We start from the raw sequence: 15,753 nt of genomic DNA on the forward strand, positions 1-15,753 counted from the left end.
GTGTCATGATGCGAGGGAATAAAGAGGCGCTTTCATCAGCGCCTCGTATTCCTTATTGTGATCGCGTTCATCCCTGGATCGCAGATCATGAGTCGCTTCTGGAGTTCGGTCGTCCACAATCTGTCGCCATACGTGCCCGGCGAGCAGCCGAAGATCGACGGCCTTATCAAGCTCAATACCAACGAAAATCCCTACCCGCCGTCGCCACGCGCGGTGGCGGCGATCACAGCGACCACGGATCGCCTGCGGCTCTACCCGGACCCGCGCGCAACCGCGCTGCGTGAGGCGATCGCGAGGCGCTACGGCGTCGCGGCGGACGAGGTGTTCGTCGGCAACGGCTCGGACGAGGTGCTGGCCCACGCGTTCCCGGCGCTGCTGAAGCACGATGCGCCGCTGCTGTTTCCCGACATCACCTACAGCTTCTACCCGGTCTATTGCCGCCTCTACGGCGTCAGCTACGCGCAAGTGCCGCTCGACGCCGCGATGCGGGTGAACCTTGCCGACTACCGGCGGCCCGGCAGCGCCATCCTGCTGTGCAATCCGAACGCACCGACCGGCACCGCGCTGCCGCGCGCCGCGATCGAGGCGCTGCTCGCCGAGCATCCCGACCGGCTGGTGGTGGTCGACGAGGCCTATGTCGACTTCGGCGCCGAGAGCGCCGTGCCGCTGGTCGCGCGCCACGACAATCTGCTCGTGATCCAGACGCTCTCCAAATCGCGCGCGCTGGCCGGCTTGCGCGTCGGCTTCGCCATCGGCCAGCGCCCGCTGATCGAGGCGCTGGAGCGGGTCAAGGACAGCTTCAACTCCTATCCGCTGGACTGCTTCGCGATCGCGGGCGCGGTCGCCGCCATCGAGGACGAGGCGTGGTTCGAGGAGACGCGGCAACGCATCATCAGGAGCAGAGAGGCGCTGGTCCGCAGCCTCATTGAGCTGGGGTTCGAGCTGCTGCCGTCGCAGGCGAATTTCGTGTTCGCCCGCCATCCCAGCCATCGCGGCGCCGATCTCGCCGCGAGGTTGCGCGAGCGCGGCGTGCTGGTGCGGCATTTCCAGAAGCCGCGGATCGAGGACTTTTTGCGCATCACGGTCGGTACCGACGATGAGTGCGGCCGCCTGCTCGGCCTGCTGCGCGGCATGGTCTGATAGCCGTTCACCAACTTGCGATCGACGGCGCCACCCTGCATAGTGACCGCGCGTTGGGATGCACGGTTCTCCGGGAAGGAGCGGTCATGCGATTTGCGATCGGCGACGCGACCGTCGACGTCATCGTCGACGACGACGATTTCGGCCTTCCGCTCGCCGAATTCCTGCCCGGATACGATCGCGGCTTGATCGAAGCGCATCGCGCCACGCTGGAGCCGGTGTTCATCGACCTCGCCCGGGGCGTCGCGAAACACGCGATCCAGAGTTTTGTGGTGCGAACCGGCGGCCGAACGCTGCTGATCGACGCTTGCATCGGCGAGCACAAGGACATCCCCGACATTCCGGCCTGGCATCGGCGCCGCGGCAGCGGCTTCCTCGACCGGTTGCGCGCGTGCGGCGTCGACGCGGCCGGCATCGACGTCGTATTCTGCACCCATCTGCATGTCGATCACGTCGGCTGGAATACACGCCAGAACAACGGCCGCTGGCAGCCGACCTTTCCCAACGCGCGGTATCTGTTCGGCCGCCGCGAGCTTGCCGACTGGATGACGCAGCATGATGCCGGGCGTGCCCCGCCGATCCACGCCCGCGCCCTGGAGCAGAGCGTCATCCCGATCGTCGAGGCAGGCCGTGTCGATCTGGTCGACGATGGCCATCAGTTGGGACCGGGCCTGCGGCTGGTCCCGCTGCCGGGCCACACCAGCGGCCAGATGGAGCTGATGGTAGACTACGCACAACATCGCGCGATCTTTTGCGGCGATGCCGTGCACAATCCGGTGCAGATCTTCCAGCCCGATCTGTCGACATCATCCTGTGCCGACCCGCAGCTCGCGCGCGAGACGAGGACGAAGATCCTGGCAGAGGCCGCGGACAGCGGCCGCCTCGTCATACCCGCCCACTTCCGCGGCCCGCGCTGTGCTCATGTTCGTCGGGACGGCGGTGGCTACGCGCCGGTACTCGATGCGCGGCATGGGTAAGATGCAACACCCGGAGCCACAGCTCACCGGGTGAAAGCCGGGTGTATCATCCGGCCCCTTGGAACCGAAACCCGGCTTGCGCGTTCCCCGCCCTGACGGAGGACGCCATGCTTAGAGACGAACAGGTCGCGGTTCTCTGCGACATCGCCCAATCCATTGCCTTCGCCGACGACGTGCAAGGCGAAGTCGACCGGCTCATCAGGGAGGGATACGTCGCCAAGGACGGCGACCTCTACGAGCTGACGCCGAAGGCCGAGAAGGTCTTGTCCGAGCGCGGCGCCTGCCTCAAGGCGTGACGCCGCCTACTCGGCCGGCGTACACCCCGGCAGCCTTGACGCCGAGCGCGGTGGCCTGTTCGCGAAACTGCGCGATCGTTCGCGCCGCCATGACGGATACTCCTGTTTGATCCGTCACTCCGGCAGCGGGCTCCCGGCCTGTTCGCGCACGATGTAATCGGCGTACCAGTCCGGCCAGTTCGCATCGTGCCCGCCGGTTCGCTTCTCGTGCTCGCCATGGGCGGCCGATGCGCGCCGCAGCGCGGCGGCCAGATCGGTCGATGAGGTGAACGTCGTACTGTTTCCGTCGACGCGTCCGGGCAGACGCTGTGTCACCTGCTGGAGCAGCCAGACATTGCCGTCGGGATCGTTGAAGGTGGCGAGCGAACCGTAGCTCGGCCGCTCCGGATCGGGTCCCTTAATGCGGCCCTCCGCCCCGCGATGGAACACCTCGCTGACGTCGACGCCACGCGCGATCAGCTCGGCACGCGCCGCCTCGATGTCGTTCACGATCAGGAAGCGCGGCAGCGCGGATCCCTTGTCGAGATGGATGGAGGTCGGCGAGCCCGGCGGCGTCAGTTGCAGCGCCCGGGACCGGTCCGCCCTAACGAAATCGGCGTCGAGCCGCCAGCCGAGATTTTCATAAAAGCGCTTGGCCCGGTCGACATCGGACACCGGAATCGCCACGACCTCGAGCTTCATGTCGATACCCGGTTTTCTGCCTTCGGTACTCATGGCGTGCTCCTTGAAATGTGAGGGACCGGGCGGAAACGCCCGTTGCACCCGCCTTGACGATAGCCCATATTGCTATGAAAATCATAGCAACAATGCTGGATGAAGAAAACGTGATGGCAAGGCCAAAGGGCAATCCTGCTGACCAAACGCTGTGTCCGGTGGCGCGCGCGGAGACCGTGGTGGGCGACCGCTGGACGGTGCTGGTGCTGCGCGAGCTGTTCGCGCGCAACCATCGCTTCGAGGAGATTCAGGCCTATACCGGCGCGACCCCGCAGATGCTCACCGCGCGGCTGAAGAAGCTGGAGGCGGACGGACTGGTGACGCGGCGCGTCTACAACGAGCGTCCGTTGCGCCACGAATATCATCTGACGGAGAAGGGCGCGGCGTTCTTCCCCGTCATGTTCGCGCTGCGCGCCTGGGGCGAGACCTGGTGCAAATCACCCAGGGACGGTCTTTCGATGAACTATACGCACCTCGTCTGCGGCAAGCCGGCCGGGCTCGGTCCGGCCTGCCAGTCCTGCGGCAAGCCGCTGCATTGGGCGGACATGGTTGCGGAGCGAACGCCCAAATATCAGAGAGAGCGCGATGCGCGCTGGGAGGCCTTCAAGGCGGCCCGCTGAACGCACCGACCTCGCCGGCGCAAGCGGACGATGCCCATTCGCACCGTCGTACATCCCGATCACGCGGGGCCGAGCCTCGCATCACACAGGAGACCCACCATGCCATTCGTCCGTATCGACCTGAAGCGCGGCAAGCCCGCGGAATATCGCAAGACCCTTGGCGAGATCGTCTACAAGGCGATGCGCGAGGTGATCAACGTGCCCGAGAATGACAAGTTTCAGGTCATCACCGAGCACGACCGTGGCGACCTGAACTACGCCGACAACTATCTCGGCAATACCTACAGCGACGATCTCATCTTCATCCAGATCACCATGAATGCCGGGCGTACCGTCGAGACGAAGAAGGCGTTCTACAAGCGGATCGTGGACGACTATCAGAGCCAGCTGCAGGGACGGCCGGACGATGTTGTCATCAACCTCGTCGAGGTCGCCAAGGAGAACTGGTCGTTCGGTCACGGCATCGCGCAATACGCGAGCTGAACGCAGAACAGGAATGCGCCGGACGGACGGCCGTCAGCCCTGCGGCTTGCCGTCCGCAGCTTGCGGCCGGCGTCGCCAGCACGCATAGTGCCGCCCGTGCACGAACAACAACAAAGAGGGAGGCAACCATGAGGACGATCGCAGCCGCGCTGTGCGCGCTCGCGCTGATCGCAACCGGTGCGCAGGCACAGACGCTCAAGGACTTCATGGCTGTTGTCATGAAGAAATGGACCGCGCCGTTCGAGCCGTTCCAGCTCATCGACAATATCTACTATGTGGGCACTGACGGGATCGCGGTCTACGTCATCAAGACGTCGCAAGGGCTGATCCTGATGGACACGGCGATGCAGCAGTCGACCGGCATGATCAAGGACAACATCGCCAAGCTCGGCTTCAAGGAGCGCGACATCAAGATCATCCTCAACACCCACGCCCATCTCGACCACACCGGCGGCTTTGCCGAGATCAAGAAGGAGACCGGCGCGCAACTGATCGCCGGCGAGCGCGACAAGCCCCTGCTCGAGGGCGGCTATTATCCGGGCGACGAGAACAACGCCGATCTCGCCTTTACGCCGGTGAAGGTCGACCGCACCGTCAAGGAAGGCGACAAGGTGACGCTCGGCGATGTCACGCTGACCGCGCACACCACCCCCGGCCATTCGCCCGGCTGCACCAGCTGGGAGATCACGGTCAAGGACAGCAGCCAGGCGCGCAACGTGCTGTTCTTCTGTAGCGGAACGGTGGCACTGAACCGGCTGGTCGGCCGTCCGACCTATCCCGGCATCGTCGACGACTACCGCTCGACCTTCACCAAGGTCAAGGCGATGAAGGTCGACGTGCTGCTCGGACCGCATCCGGAGGTCTACGCCATGCAGGCCAAGCGGGCGCAGATGAAGGACGGCGCGCCGAACCCGTTCGTCAAGCCGGGCGAAAATGCCACCTATGTGGCCGGGCTTGAGCAGGATTTCGACAAGCAGCTCGCCAAGCAGACCACCGCGCTGCAGAAGGCCAACTAGCCGCAATTGCAGCCGTTGCCGCGGCAACTATGGGCCCAGCGGCTTGACATCGTCAGGCAATCCATCGACAGGTGGATTGCCTTTCCGCTTTTGCCGCCCGCAATGACGGAACGTAACAAGACAGAAATGGGAGCCGCCCGATGTCCTCGCGCAAACCCGCCGCCAGCAAAGGCAAGACCGTCACCGTCAAGGACGCCACCTTCGGCCTGCTGCGCGCATGGGGCATCAAGAAGGTGTTCGGCAATCCCGGCTCGACCGAGCTGCCGTTCCTGAGCGACTGGCCCGACGACATCGACTACGTGCTCGGCCTGCAGGAGGCTTCCGTCGTCGGCATGGCCGACGGCTATGCGCTGGCGACGCGCAATGCCGGTTTCGTCAATCTGCATTCGGCGGCCGGCGTCGGCAACGCGCTCGGCAACATCTACAACGCCTATCGCAACCAGACCCCGCTGGTGATCACCGCGGGCCAGCAGGCGCGCTCGATCATGCCGCTGCAGGCCTTCCTCTATGCCGAGCGGGCCTCCGAATTCCCGCGGCCTTACGTGAAATTCGCGGTCGAGCCGGCGCGCGCCGAAGACGTGCCCGCCGCGATCGCGCGCGCCTATTATGTCGCGATGCAGCCGCCCTGCGGGCCGACTTTCGTCTCGGTGCCGATCGACGACTGGGCGCATGCGACACAGCCGCTCGACGCGCGCCAGGTCAGTCGCGAAATCGGTCCTGATCCATCCGCGATGCAGGCGCTGGTGGCCGCGCTCGGCGAGGCCAAGCGCCCTGCCCTCGTCGTCGGCCCGGCCGTCGATCGGGCCGAGGCGGTCGATCTCATGGTTGACGTCGCCGAGAAGTCGAAGGCCGCGGTCTGGGCCAGCCCGTTCTCGGCGCGCTGCTCGTTCCCCGAACGGCATCCGCAGTTTGCCGGCTTCCTGCATGCCGCGCCGGGCCAGCTCTCCGATGCGCTGCGCGATCACGATCTCGTCGTCGTGGTCGGCGCGCCGGTCTTCACCTTCCATGTCGAGGGCCATGCCGCGATCTTCGACGGTTCGACCACGATCTTCCAGATCACCGACGATCCGGACGCCGCCGCGATGACGCCGACCGGCCACAGCATCGTCGCGACCATGAAGCCCGCGCTGACGGCGCTGCTCGAGATGCTGCTTGAGACGAAACGCACCGCGCCGGCTGGCCGTGTCCTGCCGCCGGCTCCGGCCGCCGGCGACCCGATCCCTGCCGGATACGCGCTGCACGCGCTCTCGGCCGCGATGGGGCCGCATGATGCGCTGGTCGAGGAAATACCGTCGCACCGCCCGCTGATGCAGAAGGCGATGCCGATGCACGGCCAGGACAGCTTCTACACCATGGCGAGCGGCGGCCTCGGCTACAGCCTGCCGGCCGCGGTCGGCATGGCGCTCGGTCGACGCCAGGGACGCACGGTCTGCCTGATCGGCGACGGCTCGGCGATGTATTCGATCCAGGCGCTGTGGACATCAGCGCAGCGAAAGCTGCCGCTGACGGTCGTGGTGCTGAACAATTCCGGCTACGGCGCGATGCGCTCGTTCAGCCAGGTGATGCAGGTGCGCAACGTGCCGGGCCTCGATCTGCCCGGCATCGATTTCGTCAAGCTCGCCGAAGGCCTGGGCTGCGACGCCGTGCGGGTGACGAAATCAGCCGAGCTTCCGAGCGCCTACCAGCGCGCCCTGTCGCACCAAGGCACCAGCCTGATCGAGGTGATGGTCGATTCCCAGGTGCCGCTGCTCTACGCGCAGAAGAGCTGAGCGGCAATCTCGCCACGTCATTGCGAGCGAAGCGAAGCAATCCATCTTTCGGCAAGTGGAGATATGGATTGCTTCGTCGCTGCCGCTCCTCGCAATGACGGCTGGACATATATTCGCAACCTTATTACGAGGGCATTGGATCGCCGAGCATGGGCGCCGCTGACGGCGTCGGCGCCTCGCAGCCGGTTGCGCAGCAGCGTCCGGGCTGCTTCGACACCCGTTGCCCCTGGTCGACGAGGTCGCGGCCGAGCAGATTCTCGACCAGCTCGGCCTTCTCCATCACCGGATAGTTGCGCCAGATCTCGCGCTTCATCGCCTCCGGCGAGCCGCCGCCGTGCAACGAGATCACTGAATACCAGCCGGCTTCGTGCGAGACGGTGAGGTCCTCGATCAGCCGCGCCACCTCGGCACGCTGATCGGCCGGGATATCGGGACGTCCACTCATGACAGCGGCAAGCGAGGCGCGCGTTTCCGGATTGTGATCCTCGTCGGGCCCCGGCAGCGCGACGATCAGCCCGCCGGAGACGTAATGCGCGACGCGGTGCATGTCGTAGATCTTGGTCGCCAGCAGCAGCTTGCCGATGTTGGAGAACACCGCATCCGGCATAACCGAGCCCGCCGGATCCTTCGTGCAGTAGACCGAGGAGGCGACGCCGCAGGCGTAGAAGCTTTCGGTGATGGTGATCAGCTCCACCATCGCCTCGCGGATATGCGCATGCTTCTCGGCATCGAGCCCGTTCGCCTCGATCATCAGCGCGCCGGCGCCGATCAAGAGATCGCCGAAGCCGGCACGGGCGCCGATGCAGGAATGCCGGTGATGCGTGGCGTAGGACGTCGTCAGGAAGCCGCCCTCCTCGGTCTCGCCGGCGAGGAACACCCGATCATGCGGCACGAACACGTCGTCGAACATCACGACGCCGACCGACTGGCCGTATTTCGCGGAAAATTTCGCCGCGGCATCGCCGGGCCGGCCAGCCGGACGCGCGACGATCGTGACGCCGGGCGCATCGACCGGCACGGCGCAACAGACCGCAAAATCCTTGTCGGCTGGCACATGGGTGCGGCACGGCATGACAAGGAATTCGTGCATGTAAGGCGCGCCGGTCACGATCGCCTTGGTGCCGCGGATCACGATGCCGTCGGGCCGACGTTCCTTGATGTGGACGTAGACGTCCGCATTGGCCTGCAGGCCGGGACGCTTCGAGCGGTCGCCCTTCGCATCGGTCATGGCGATCCCGAGCGTCAGATCCTGGTCCTGCACCTCGTGCAGATAGTTGAGGAAGCGCTGGCTGTAATCGGTGCCGTGGCGATCGTCGGTCAGCCTGGTCGCCTGAAAGAGACCGTTCAGCGCATCATGGGTCAGGTAGCGCTGCGCGCAGCCCGACGTCCTGCACACCAGCCGCACCGCCTCGAGCTTGTCGAGCAGGTCCTGCGAGCTCCGATTGATGTGGAGCATGCGGTTGACGGTCTTGCCCGAGGTACCCTGCCGCGCCGTCATGATCGGCACATGCTCGGGCTGCAGCGCGAAATCATAGGTCACGCCGACGCCTGCCACGCCGGGCGCCAGCAACGGCTCGTCCGCCACGCTCGCAACGGCCGCGCCGTTGACGAACACACGCGGCTTGTAGCGGCGCAGGGATTCCCGGTAGTCCGCAGCCGTCATCAGCATGACGCTTCTCCCTTGCTCATTTATTATAACACTGTTAAATTATCTAACGCTGTTAGAATTGAGTCAAGAACGGATTTGCCGGGCCATGCAGATGCGCGAGAGCAGGAAGGAAGCGGTCAGCCGCCACAAGCGGGAGCTGATCCTCGACGCGGCGCGCAGCGTATTCGCGGAGGAAGGCCTCGAGGGCGCGAGCCTGCGGGCGATCGCGACGCGGGCCGGCTACACGCCGGCGGCGCTGTATTTCCATTTCGATTCCAAGGAGGCGATCTACGCCGAGGTGCTGCGGCAATCGCTGGCCTCGCTCGGCGAAGCCGTCAGTGCGGCGGTCGCGACAACGCGCGGCGCCAAGCAGAAGCTGCACGCCGCAGGCATGGGCTTCTTCCGCTATTACGCGGAGAACCCGCGCGACCTCGATCTCGGCTTCTACTTGTTCCGCGGCGGCATGAAGCCGGCCGGGCTCGGCCATGACCGCGATCACGCGCTGAACGCCGCGCTGGAGGCGGCGCTGCATCCGATCGCCGAAGCCGCAGAGGCGCTCGGCGCCTCCAGGTCGAAGGCGAACACGGTGATGGTGGACTGCTTCGCGCATGCGACCGGCCTCCTGCTGCTATTGCACACCGGCCGCATCAGGATGTTCGGCGCCTCGGCGCCCGATTTGATGGATGCCTATCTGCGCGACAGGATCGCGCAGATAGCAAAGGAGTGAGGCCGCCTCAGTTGCGCGGCCGATATCGTAGCCCGGATGAAGCGCAGCGAAATCCGGGATTCACGCGAGCACGTTCGACCCGGATTACGTTTCGCTCCATCCGGGCTACAGGCCTCACTTACCGTGCGCTTCCCGCATCTTGGCCTGGATCTTGGCCATGCCGCCGATCCAGCGATCGTAATTCTCGGTCTTCTTGCGCATGTAGCCGAGCACCTGCGGGTGCGGCAGGATCAGGAAGGTCTCCTGCTCGATGCCCTTGAGTGCATCCTGCGCGACCTGCTCGGCGGAAAGATCGCCGTCGCCGGATTGCGGGCCCTTCGGAATCGAGCGCAGCATGCTGGTGTCGACGCCCTGCGGACAGAGGATCGAGACCTTGATGTTGTCGGCGCGGTGCGAGATCGCGAGGTTTTCCGCAAAGCCGACCGCGGCGTGCTTGGTGGTCGAGTAGGCCGGACTGCCGACCTGCGACAAGAGGCCCGCGGCCGAGATCGTGTTGAGGAAATAGCCGCCGCCGCGCGTCTTCATGCGCGGCACCAGATGCCGCGCGGCATAGACATGCGCCATCACATGGATCGCCCAGCTCCGCGACCACGGCTCGTCCGAGGTGCCGCCGGCGTTCACCGACAGCGGATCGAAGCCGCCGCCGATGCCGGCATTGGAGCAGAACAGCGCGATCGGGCCGAACATACGCTCGGTCTCGTCGATCACATGCAGGATGTTCTTCTCCTGCCCGACGTCGCATTTGAAGGCGGCACCACCGACCGTGGCCGCGACCTTCTCGGCCGCGCCATGATCGAGGTCGACGACCACGACCTTCGACGCGCCTGCGGCATGGAACGCCTCGCACAGCGCCTGGCCGATGCCATTGCCACCGCCGGTGACCACCACAACCTTACCTGCCACCTGCATGGCCATCCTCCCGATATCTTTGCTCGTACGTTGTTGCCTTGCCCATGCTGCCCTGCGCCTTCCGTCATCCTGAGGAGCGCGTCTCGAAGGATGAACGGCCCGGCTGGTGGCCGTCGACCCTTCGAGACGCCGCTGCGCGGCTCCTCAGGGTGACGGTGTGAGGGCTGAATGCGCCTATCACGAAACATGATAGCCCATTCGCCGCAGATGGCGAGAACTTCAGCTCGCCAGCACGACGTCAAACACCGCCGTGTAGTGGCAGGCAGCCCCGAGCAGCACGAAGCAGTGCCAGATCGCGTTCTGGAAGCGTAGCCGCCGCCAGGAGTGGAAGATCACGCCCAGGCTGTAGAGAATACCGCCGGCCAGCACGAAGCCGAGCGCCATCGCCGGCAGCGCCTTCACGACGCGGTCGTAGAGCATGATGCCGCTCCAGCCCATCGCAAGGTAGAGTCCGACCGAGAGCCGGTCGAAGCGGCCGGGATAGCGCAGCTTGAGCCAGATCCCGACGATCGCCACGCACCAGACCCCGACCAGCAGCGCGATCGCGAAGGTGCTGTCCTTCAGTTCCACGATGAACGGCGTGTAAGTCGCGGCGATCAGCAGATAGATCGCGGAATGGTCGAAGCGCCGCAGCACCCATTTGGCGCGCGACACCGGCCAGAGATTATAGGTCGCCGACAGCACCAGCATTGCAAGCAGGCCGGCGACATAGACCGACACCACGGCGATGTCGAACGGGCCGGCATAGACTGCGGTCAGCACGATCAGCGCGGTGGCGGCAACCAGCCCGAAAGCGACGCCGACGAGATGGACGACGCCGTCGGCGATCAGCTCGGCACGGTCGTAGTTCCACAGCGCGGCGCCGGCCGCGTGGATCGAGGTCGAGGCAAGTTGCTTCAGGCGGAAGACCGTCATGCAGGCTTTCCCGTGGGCCGATGGACGATGGGGAGCGCGGGTGGTCTGACGCGTTCAATTCCCCTGCCCCCCGACAACCCCTCGCCTGCAAAGGCGCCGGAAATGTGAAGCTTGATTTTGGCCCGATAATCGCCACCTTGCGGGTGATCGCCCGCCCCTTTTGGTCCCTCCTGCCGGGTTTTCGTTAACCCTCCATGCCCCCCAGCTTCACTGATATCGTCGAGGAAGCCCGTCTCTCGGCGCGGGCGCTGCTCGACTACGGCGAGGGGTTCTTCAACCCGACGGTGCGGCTCGGCGTCACCGGCCTGTCGCGCGCCGGCAAGACCGTGTTCATCACCGCGCTGGTGCACGGCCTGACCCGCGGCGGCCGCTTCCCGGTGTTCGAGGCCTATGCCTCGGGGCGGATCGCGCGCGCCTATCTCGCCCCGCAGCCCGACGATGCGGTGCCGCGCTTCGCCTATGAGAACCATGTCCGGACATTGGTCGAGGAGCGGCGCTGGCCGAACTCGACCACCGACATCTCCGAGCTCCGTCTCGTGATCGAGTATCAGCGGCAAAATGGCGCGGACCGCACGCTGACCCTCGATATCGTCGACTATCCCGGCGAGTGGCTGCTCGACCTGCCGCTGCTCAACAAGAGCTACGAGCAATGGTCGGCGGAAAGCCTTGCGCTGTCGCGCGAGCCGCTGCGCGCAAAACTCGCGGCGCCCTGGCACGCCCATCTCGCGACGCTGAAGCCCGAGGCCAGAGAGGACGAGCAGGCCGCGCTCACCGAAGCACGCCTGTTCACCGACTATCTGCGCGCCTGCCGCGACGAGCGCTTCGCGATGAGCCTGTTGCCGCCCGGCCGCTTCCTGATGCCCGGCAATCTCGCCGACACGCCGGCACTGACCTTTGCACCGCTCGACGTGCCCGCAGGCGGCAGCGCGCCCGACGGCTCGCAGTGGGCGATGATGCGGCGGCGCTTCGAGGCCTACAAGGACGTCGTGGTGCGGCCGTTCTTCCGCGACCATTTCGCGCGGCTCGACCGCCAGATCGTGCTGGCCGATGCGCTCGCCGCATTCAATGCCGGCCCCGAGGCGCTGCACGATCTCGAGGCCGCACTCGCCGGCATTCTCGACTGCTTCCGGATCGGCCGCAGCACCATCCTGAGCGCGCTGTTCCGGCCGCGCATCGACCGCATCCTGTTCGCGGCAACCAAGGCTGACCATCTGCACCACCAGAGCCACGACCGGCTGGAGGCCGTGCTGCGGCGGATCGTGGCCAAGGCCGCCGAGCGCGCCGAATATGCCGGCGCCGATATCGACGTCGTCGCGCTCGCCGCGGTGCGCGCCACGCGCGAGGCGCAGGTCCAGCGCGGGCGCGACCGGCTGCCGTCGATCCTCGGCATGCCGGCGCCGGGCGAGGTCGCCAATGGCGAGCGGCTCGACGGCGAGACCGAGGTTGCGACCTTTCCCGGCGACCTGCCCGACAATCCGGAGGACCTGTTCAACGGCGGTTTCCGCGGTCTCTCAAGCTCGGACACGGAGGCCGCGGACTACCGCTTCCTGCGCTTCCGTCCGCCAAAGCTGGAACGAAACGGCGATGCAGAGCCGGCGCTGCCTCACATCCGCCTTGACCGCGCTCTCCAGTTCCTGATCGGAGACAAACTGCAATGAACGAGAAGACGCCCCCGCGGCGGCCGGCGACGTTCAAGCTCGACGATCCCGGCGTGGTCGTGATGGATCCGGACGACGGCGGCCGCCTCGCCCGCGGCACGATCCAGATCGTACCCGAGGCCGAGCCCGCGCAGCTCCCGGTCCCGGTCGATACGCCGCTGGTGCCGGCGCGCCGCGGTTTCCGCTGGGGCACGCTGTTCTGGAGCGCGGTCGCGGGCCTCGTGGTGCTCGGCACCGGGCTTGGCGTCCTCAACCTCGTCGAGGACCTGTTCGCACGCAATGAAAGCCTCGGCGTCCTCGGGCTGGGACTCGCCGTCATCGCCGCGGTTGCGCTCGCCGTCGTGACCACGCGCGAGCTGGTCGGTCTGGCGCGGCTTGCGACGATCGAGAAGCTGCATCTGCGCGCCGCCAAGGTACTGATCAGCGACGACCGGGCCGCGAGCCGCGCGATCGTTGCCGACCTGCTCAAGCTCGCGCACCAGACCCCGCAGCTCGCCCGCGCCCGCAGCGCGCTGCAGAGCCACACCGACGACATCATCGATGGCGCCGACATGATCCGCCTCGCCGAGCGCGAATTGATGACGCCGCTCGACGAGGAAGCGCGGCGGCTGGTGTCTTCAGCCGCGCAGCGCGTCTCGGTCGTCACCGCGGTCAGCCCGCGCGCGCTGTTCGACGTGCTGTTCGTGTTCGTGGCGAGCTTGCGGATGATCCGGCAGCTGGCGCGGCTCTATGGCGGCCGGCCCGGCGCGCTCGGCATGATCCGCCTGCTGCGCCACGTCATCGCGCATCTCGCGATCACCGGCGGCATGGCGGCCAGCGACAGCCTGATCCAGCAGATGCTCGGTCACGGCATCGCGGCAAAACTGTCACAACGCCTCGGCGAAGGCATGCTCAACGGCCTGTTGACCGCCCGGCTCGGCCTCGCCGCGATCGACGTCACCCGCCCGCTTCCCTTCAACGCCCTGCCGCGCCCGGCGCTGACGGATCTCGCGAAAGACCTGATCCGCAAGCGCGAGGAAGAGGAATGAGGTGCTTGCCTCGCCCCGCTTGCGGGGAGAGGCCGGAATTTTCGCGAAGCGCAAATTCCGGGTGAGGGGGAGTCTCCGCGAGACCAATTCTCGCCGTCCCCGTGGAGACTCCCCCTCATCCCGACCTTCGCAGAGCGAGCTCTGATCGTCTCGTCCCCGCAAGCGGGGAGAAGGAGGAGGCCAGCACGCGCCAGCGGAAGAAGGTGGTGTCCGGCGGCGGCGACAGATCGGGGGTCCAGCCGCTGATCTTCTCCAGCGCATAGGTGTCCATCACCATGCCGCGCCAGCTGCGCGTCACGCGCTCCAGCGGCTGGCGCACCGCTGATGTCTCGCTCCACAGCGGCAGATTGTTCTCGGGCTCGCGCCCGACATAAATGCCGGCGTGATCGCGGATCTTGCTCATGCCGGGATCGGCAAAGCCCTGGAAGCGGCCGCGCTCGTTGATTTCGATGACCGTCACCTTCCCGCGCAGCAACCAGCGCAGCATCGCATAGGTGCGATAATCCGTTGTCGCGACCCAGGTCGCGCCGGTCGCCTCAACCTGCGCCAGCGTGCGCGCAGCCACCACATCGTAGCCCGCCTCGGTGCCGATCGGATCGGTGCGGCCGATCAGATTCCACGGCGCGAACATGTAGTAGAGGAAGACGCAGACGACGAACACGATGCCTGATGTGATCGCGGTCCGCGCCCAATACACCGTCGATTTGACGAGCCCGACCGACCAGCCCTCGAACGGCATCCGCGTGACGTTGATCGCGACCGCCGCAAATCCGGCTGGCCACAAAAACATCGGCCAGGTGTCGCCGACCCGCAGCGTCAAGGACTTCCAGAGGAAGTAGATGAACGGCACCAAGACCGCGGTCGCCAGCAGGATCGCAACCGGCTCGCGCTTGCGATAGCCGCGCCATGCCGTCAGCGCGGTGCCGAACAGCGTCACCGGCAGCAGCACGAAGCCGACCAGGCCGAACTGCATGCCGACGAATTCGCCGACGGTGCGCAGCGTGAAGGCGCGCTCGGCGGTGGCGCGCACCGCCTGGAAGCGGAACGAGGCCCAGTCGTGCTCGGCATTCCAGATCAGCACCGGCGAGAACACAACGATCGCGATCAGCGCGGCAAGATACGGATACGGGCTGCGCAGCCAGCGCCAGCGCCAATCCGGCACCAGCGCAAAGGCGAGCACCGCCGGCGCGAACATGATCGCGGTGAATTTCGACAGCAGCGCCAGCCCGGCAAACAACCCCGCGGCGAGCCACCAGCGCCCGTCACCGCTTTGCGCAAGCCGCACCAGCGACCACAGCATCGCCACCGAAAACGGGATCAGCGCCGTATCCGGCGCGACCTTTGCCATCAAGAGGCCGTAATACAGCGCCGCCTCCGGCAGCAGCAACGCCAGCATCACGGCGCGGACGTTGTTGGCCGTCACGCGGCGGACGATGTCGGCGAGCAGGAGCTGGGTGGCCAGCATCGCGACGATGCCGCCGAGGCGGACGCCGAGATTGGTGTCGCCGAGGATCGCGGTGCCGAAGCGGATGAACCAGGCGACCATCGGGGGATGGTCGAGGAACGACAGCACGTTTTCCTTCGACCAGGTCCAGTAATAGGCCTCGTCGGTGCGCAGATCGAGCGCATGGGCGTAGACCAACCGCATCGCGGTCATGGCAACGATCACGGCGATGACGCCCCGCCAGTCCGGCGCGCGCGAACGGGCCGGCTTAACGCTGTTGTTATCGGCTCCAGGTTCGGCTTGGGCTATCGTCACGGCGCGCTTTTTGTTCGACTCTTAACGGAGTGTCAACGTGCCGCGCGGCCCGCTCTCACGGCTGGTCCGGACCCGCGGTGGTGTTCAGCGCGGG

General features: G+C 66.2%; 15 protein-coding genes. 10 read left to right on the plus strand and 5 right to left on the minus strand.

Annotated elements, in window-relative coordinates; all coding sequences use genetic code 11:
• Positions 1–87: 87 nt before the first annotated feature.
• The 3 genes from hisC (at position 88) to ACVIHF_RS26090 (ending at position 2,413) form a co-directional block, all read left to right on the plus strand.
• Positions 88–1,140, plus strand: coding sequence for a histidinol-phosphate transaminase (gene hisC / locus ACVIHF_RS26080; RefSeq protein WP_456792756.1), 1,053 nt, complete (start codon positions 88–90; stop codon positions 1,138–1,140).
• Positions 1,141–1,226: 86 nt separating this feature from the next.
• Complete coding sequence (locus ACVIHF_RS26085) at positions 1,227–2,117, plus strand: MBL fold metallo-hydrolase (RefSeq protein WP_456792757.1); 891 nt, start codon at positions 1,227–1,229, stop codon at positions 2,115–2,117.
• A gap of 107 nt (positions 2,118–2,224) precedes the next feature.
• Positions 2,225–2,413: a Rossmann-fold NAD(P)-binding domain-containing protein gene (locus ACVIHF_RS26090; protein WP_038386258.1), complete on the plus strand. Its 189-nt coding sequence runs from the start codon at positions 2,225–2,227 to the stop codon at positions 2,411–2,413.
• 114 nt (positions 2,414–2,527) lie between these two features.
• Here the strand turns inward: ACVIHF_RS26090 and ACVIHF_RS26095 are convergent, their stop codons facing one another.
• On the minus strand, positions 2,528–3,127 hold the full coding sequence (locus tag ACVIHF_RS26095; protein WP_456792758.1) for a VOC family protein: 600 nt from the start codon (positions 3,125–3,127) through the stop codon (positions 2,528–2,530).
• 113 nt (positions 3,128–3,240) lie between these two features.
• Between ACVIHF_RS26095 and ACVIHF_RS26100 the strand changes: the two genes are divergently transcribed.
• The 4 genes from ACVIHF_RS26100 (at position 3,241) to mdlC (ending at position 7,015) form a co-directional block, all read left to right on the plus strand.
• Positions 3,241–3,747, plus strand: coding sequence for a winged helix-turn-helix transcriptional regulator (locus tag ACVIHF_RS26100; protein ID WP_456792759.1), 507 nt, complete (start codon positions 3,241–3,243; stop codon positions 3,745–3,747).
• A 99-nt stretch (positions 3,748–3,846) separates the two neighbouring features.
• Positions 3,847–4,230 carry a tautomerase family protein gene (locus tag ACVIHF_RS26105; protein ID WP_456792760.1) on the plus strand — a complete coding sequence of 128 codons (384 nt, stop codon included), beginning with the start codon at positions 3,847–3,849 and terminating at the stop codon, positions 4,228–4,230.
• Positions 4,231–4,358: 128 nt separating this feature from the next.
• Positions 4,359–5,246, plus strand: a complete 888-nt coding sequence (blaBJP, locus tag ACVIHF_RS26110) for a BJP family subclass B3 metallo-beta-lactamase (RefSeq protein ID WP_456792761.1) — start codon at positions 4,359–4,361, stop codon at positions 5,244–5,246.
• Between the two features lie 140 nt (positions 5,247–5,386).
• Entirely contained in the window at positions 5,387–7,015 is a 1,629-nt protein-coding gene (mdlC, locus tag ACVIHF_RS26115; protein ID WP_456792762.1) for a benzoylformate decarboxylase, read from the plus strand.
• Between the two features lie 124 nt (positions 7,016–7,139).
• Here mdlC and ACVIHF_RS26120 read toward each other — a convergent pair whose 3' ends face one another.
• A complete protein-coding gene (locus ACVIHF_RS26120; protein ID WP_456792763.1) occupies positions 7,140–8,684 on the minus strand; it encodes a 4-hydroxyphenylacetate 3-hydroxylase family protein in 1,545 nt (514 codons plus the stop codon).
• Positions 8,685–8,775: 91 nt separating this feature from the next.
• Here ACVIHF_RS26120 and ACVIHF_RS26125 point away from each other — a divergent pair, with 91 nt between their 5' ends.
• Positions 8,776–9,390 carry a TetR/AcrR family transcriptional regulator gene (locus ACVIHF_RS26125; protein ID WP_229190944.1) on the plus strand — a complete coding sequence of 205 codons (615 nt, stop codon included), beginning with the start codon at positions 8,776–8,778 and terminating at the stop codon, positions 9,388–9,390.
• A 114-nt stretch (positions 9,391–9,504) separates the two neighbouring features.
• Here ACVIHF_RS26125 and ACVIHF_RS26130 read toward each other — a convergent pair whose 3' ends face one another.
• On the minus strand, positions 9,505–10,299 hold the full coding sequence (locus tag ACVIHF_RS26130; RefSeq protein ID WP_456792764.1) for an SDR family oxidoreductase: 795 nt from the start codon (positions 10,297–10,299) through the stop codon (positions 9,505–9,507).
• A 219-nt stretch (positions 10,300–10,518) separates the two neighbouring features.
• A complete protein-coding gene (trhA, locus tag ACVIHF_RS26135; RefSeq protein WP_028334953.1) occupies positions 10,519–11,214 on the minus strand; it encodes a PAQR family membrane homeostasis protein TrhA in 696 nt (231 codons plus the stop codon).
• Positions 11,215–11,408: 194 nt separating this feature from the next.
• Between trhA and ACVIHF_RS26140 the strand changes: the two genes are divergently transcribed.
• Positions 11,409–12,872, plus strand: coding sequence for a YcjX family protein (locus tag ACVIHF_RS26140; RefSeq protein ID WP_456792765.1), 1,464 nt, complete (start codon positions 11,409–11,411; stop codon positions 12,870–12,872).
• Positions 12,869–13,900 carry a YcjF family protein gene (locus ACVIHF_RS26145; RefSeq protein WP_456792766.1) on the plus strand — a complete coding sequence of 344 codons (1,032 nt, stop codon included), beginning with the start codon at positions 12,869–12,871 and terminating at the stop codon, positions 13,898–13,900. Before ACVIHF_RS26140 ends, ACVIHF_RS26145 begins: the two co-directional genes overlap by 4 nt.
• A 115-nt stretch (positions 13,901–14,015) precedes the next feature.
• Here ACVIHF_RS26145 and ACVIHF_RS26150 read toward each other — a convergent pair whose 3' ends face one another.
• Positions 14,016–15,557 (minus strand): glycosyltransferase family 39 protein, encoded by a 1,542-nt coding sequence (locus ACVIHF_RS26150; RefSeq protein ID WP_310880309.1) that lies wholly within the window; start codon positions 15,555–15,557, stop codon positions 14,016–14,018.
• Positions 15,558–15,753 lie beyond the last annotated feature (196 nt).

It is taken from the genome of Bradyrhizobium sp. USDA 4506, from assembly GCF_054058795.1.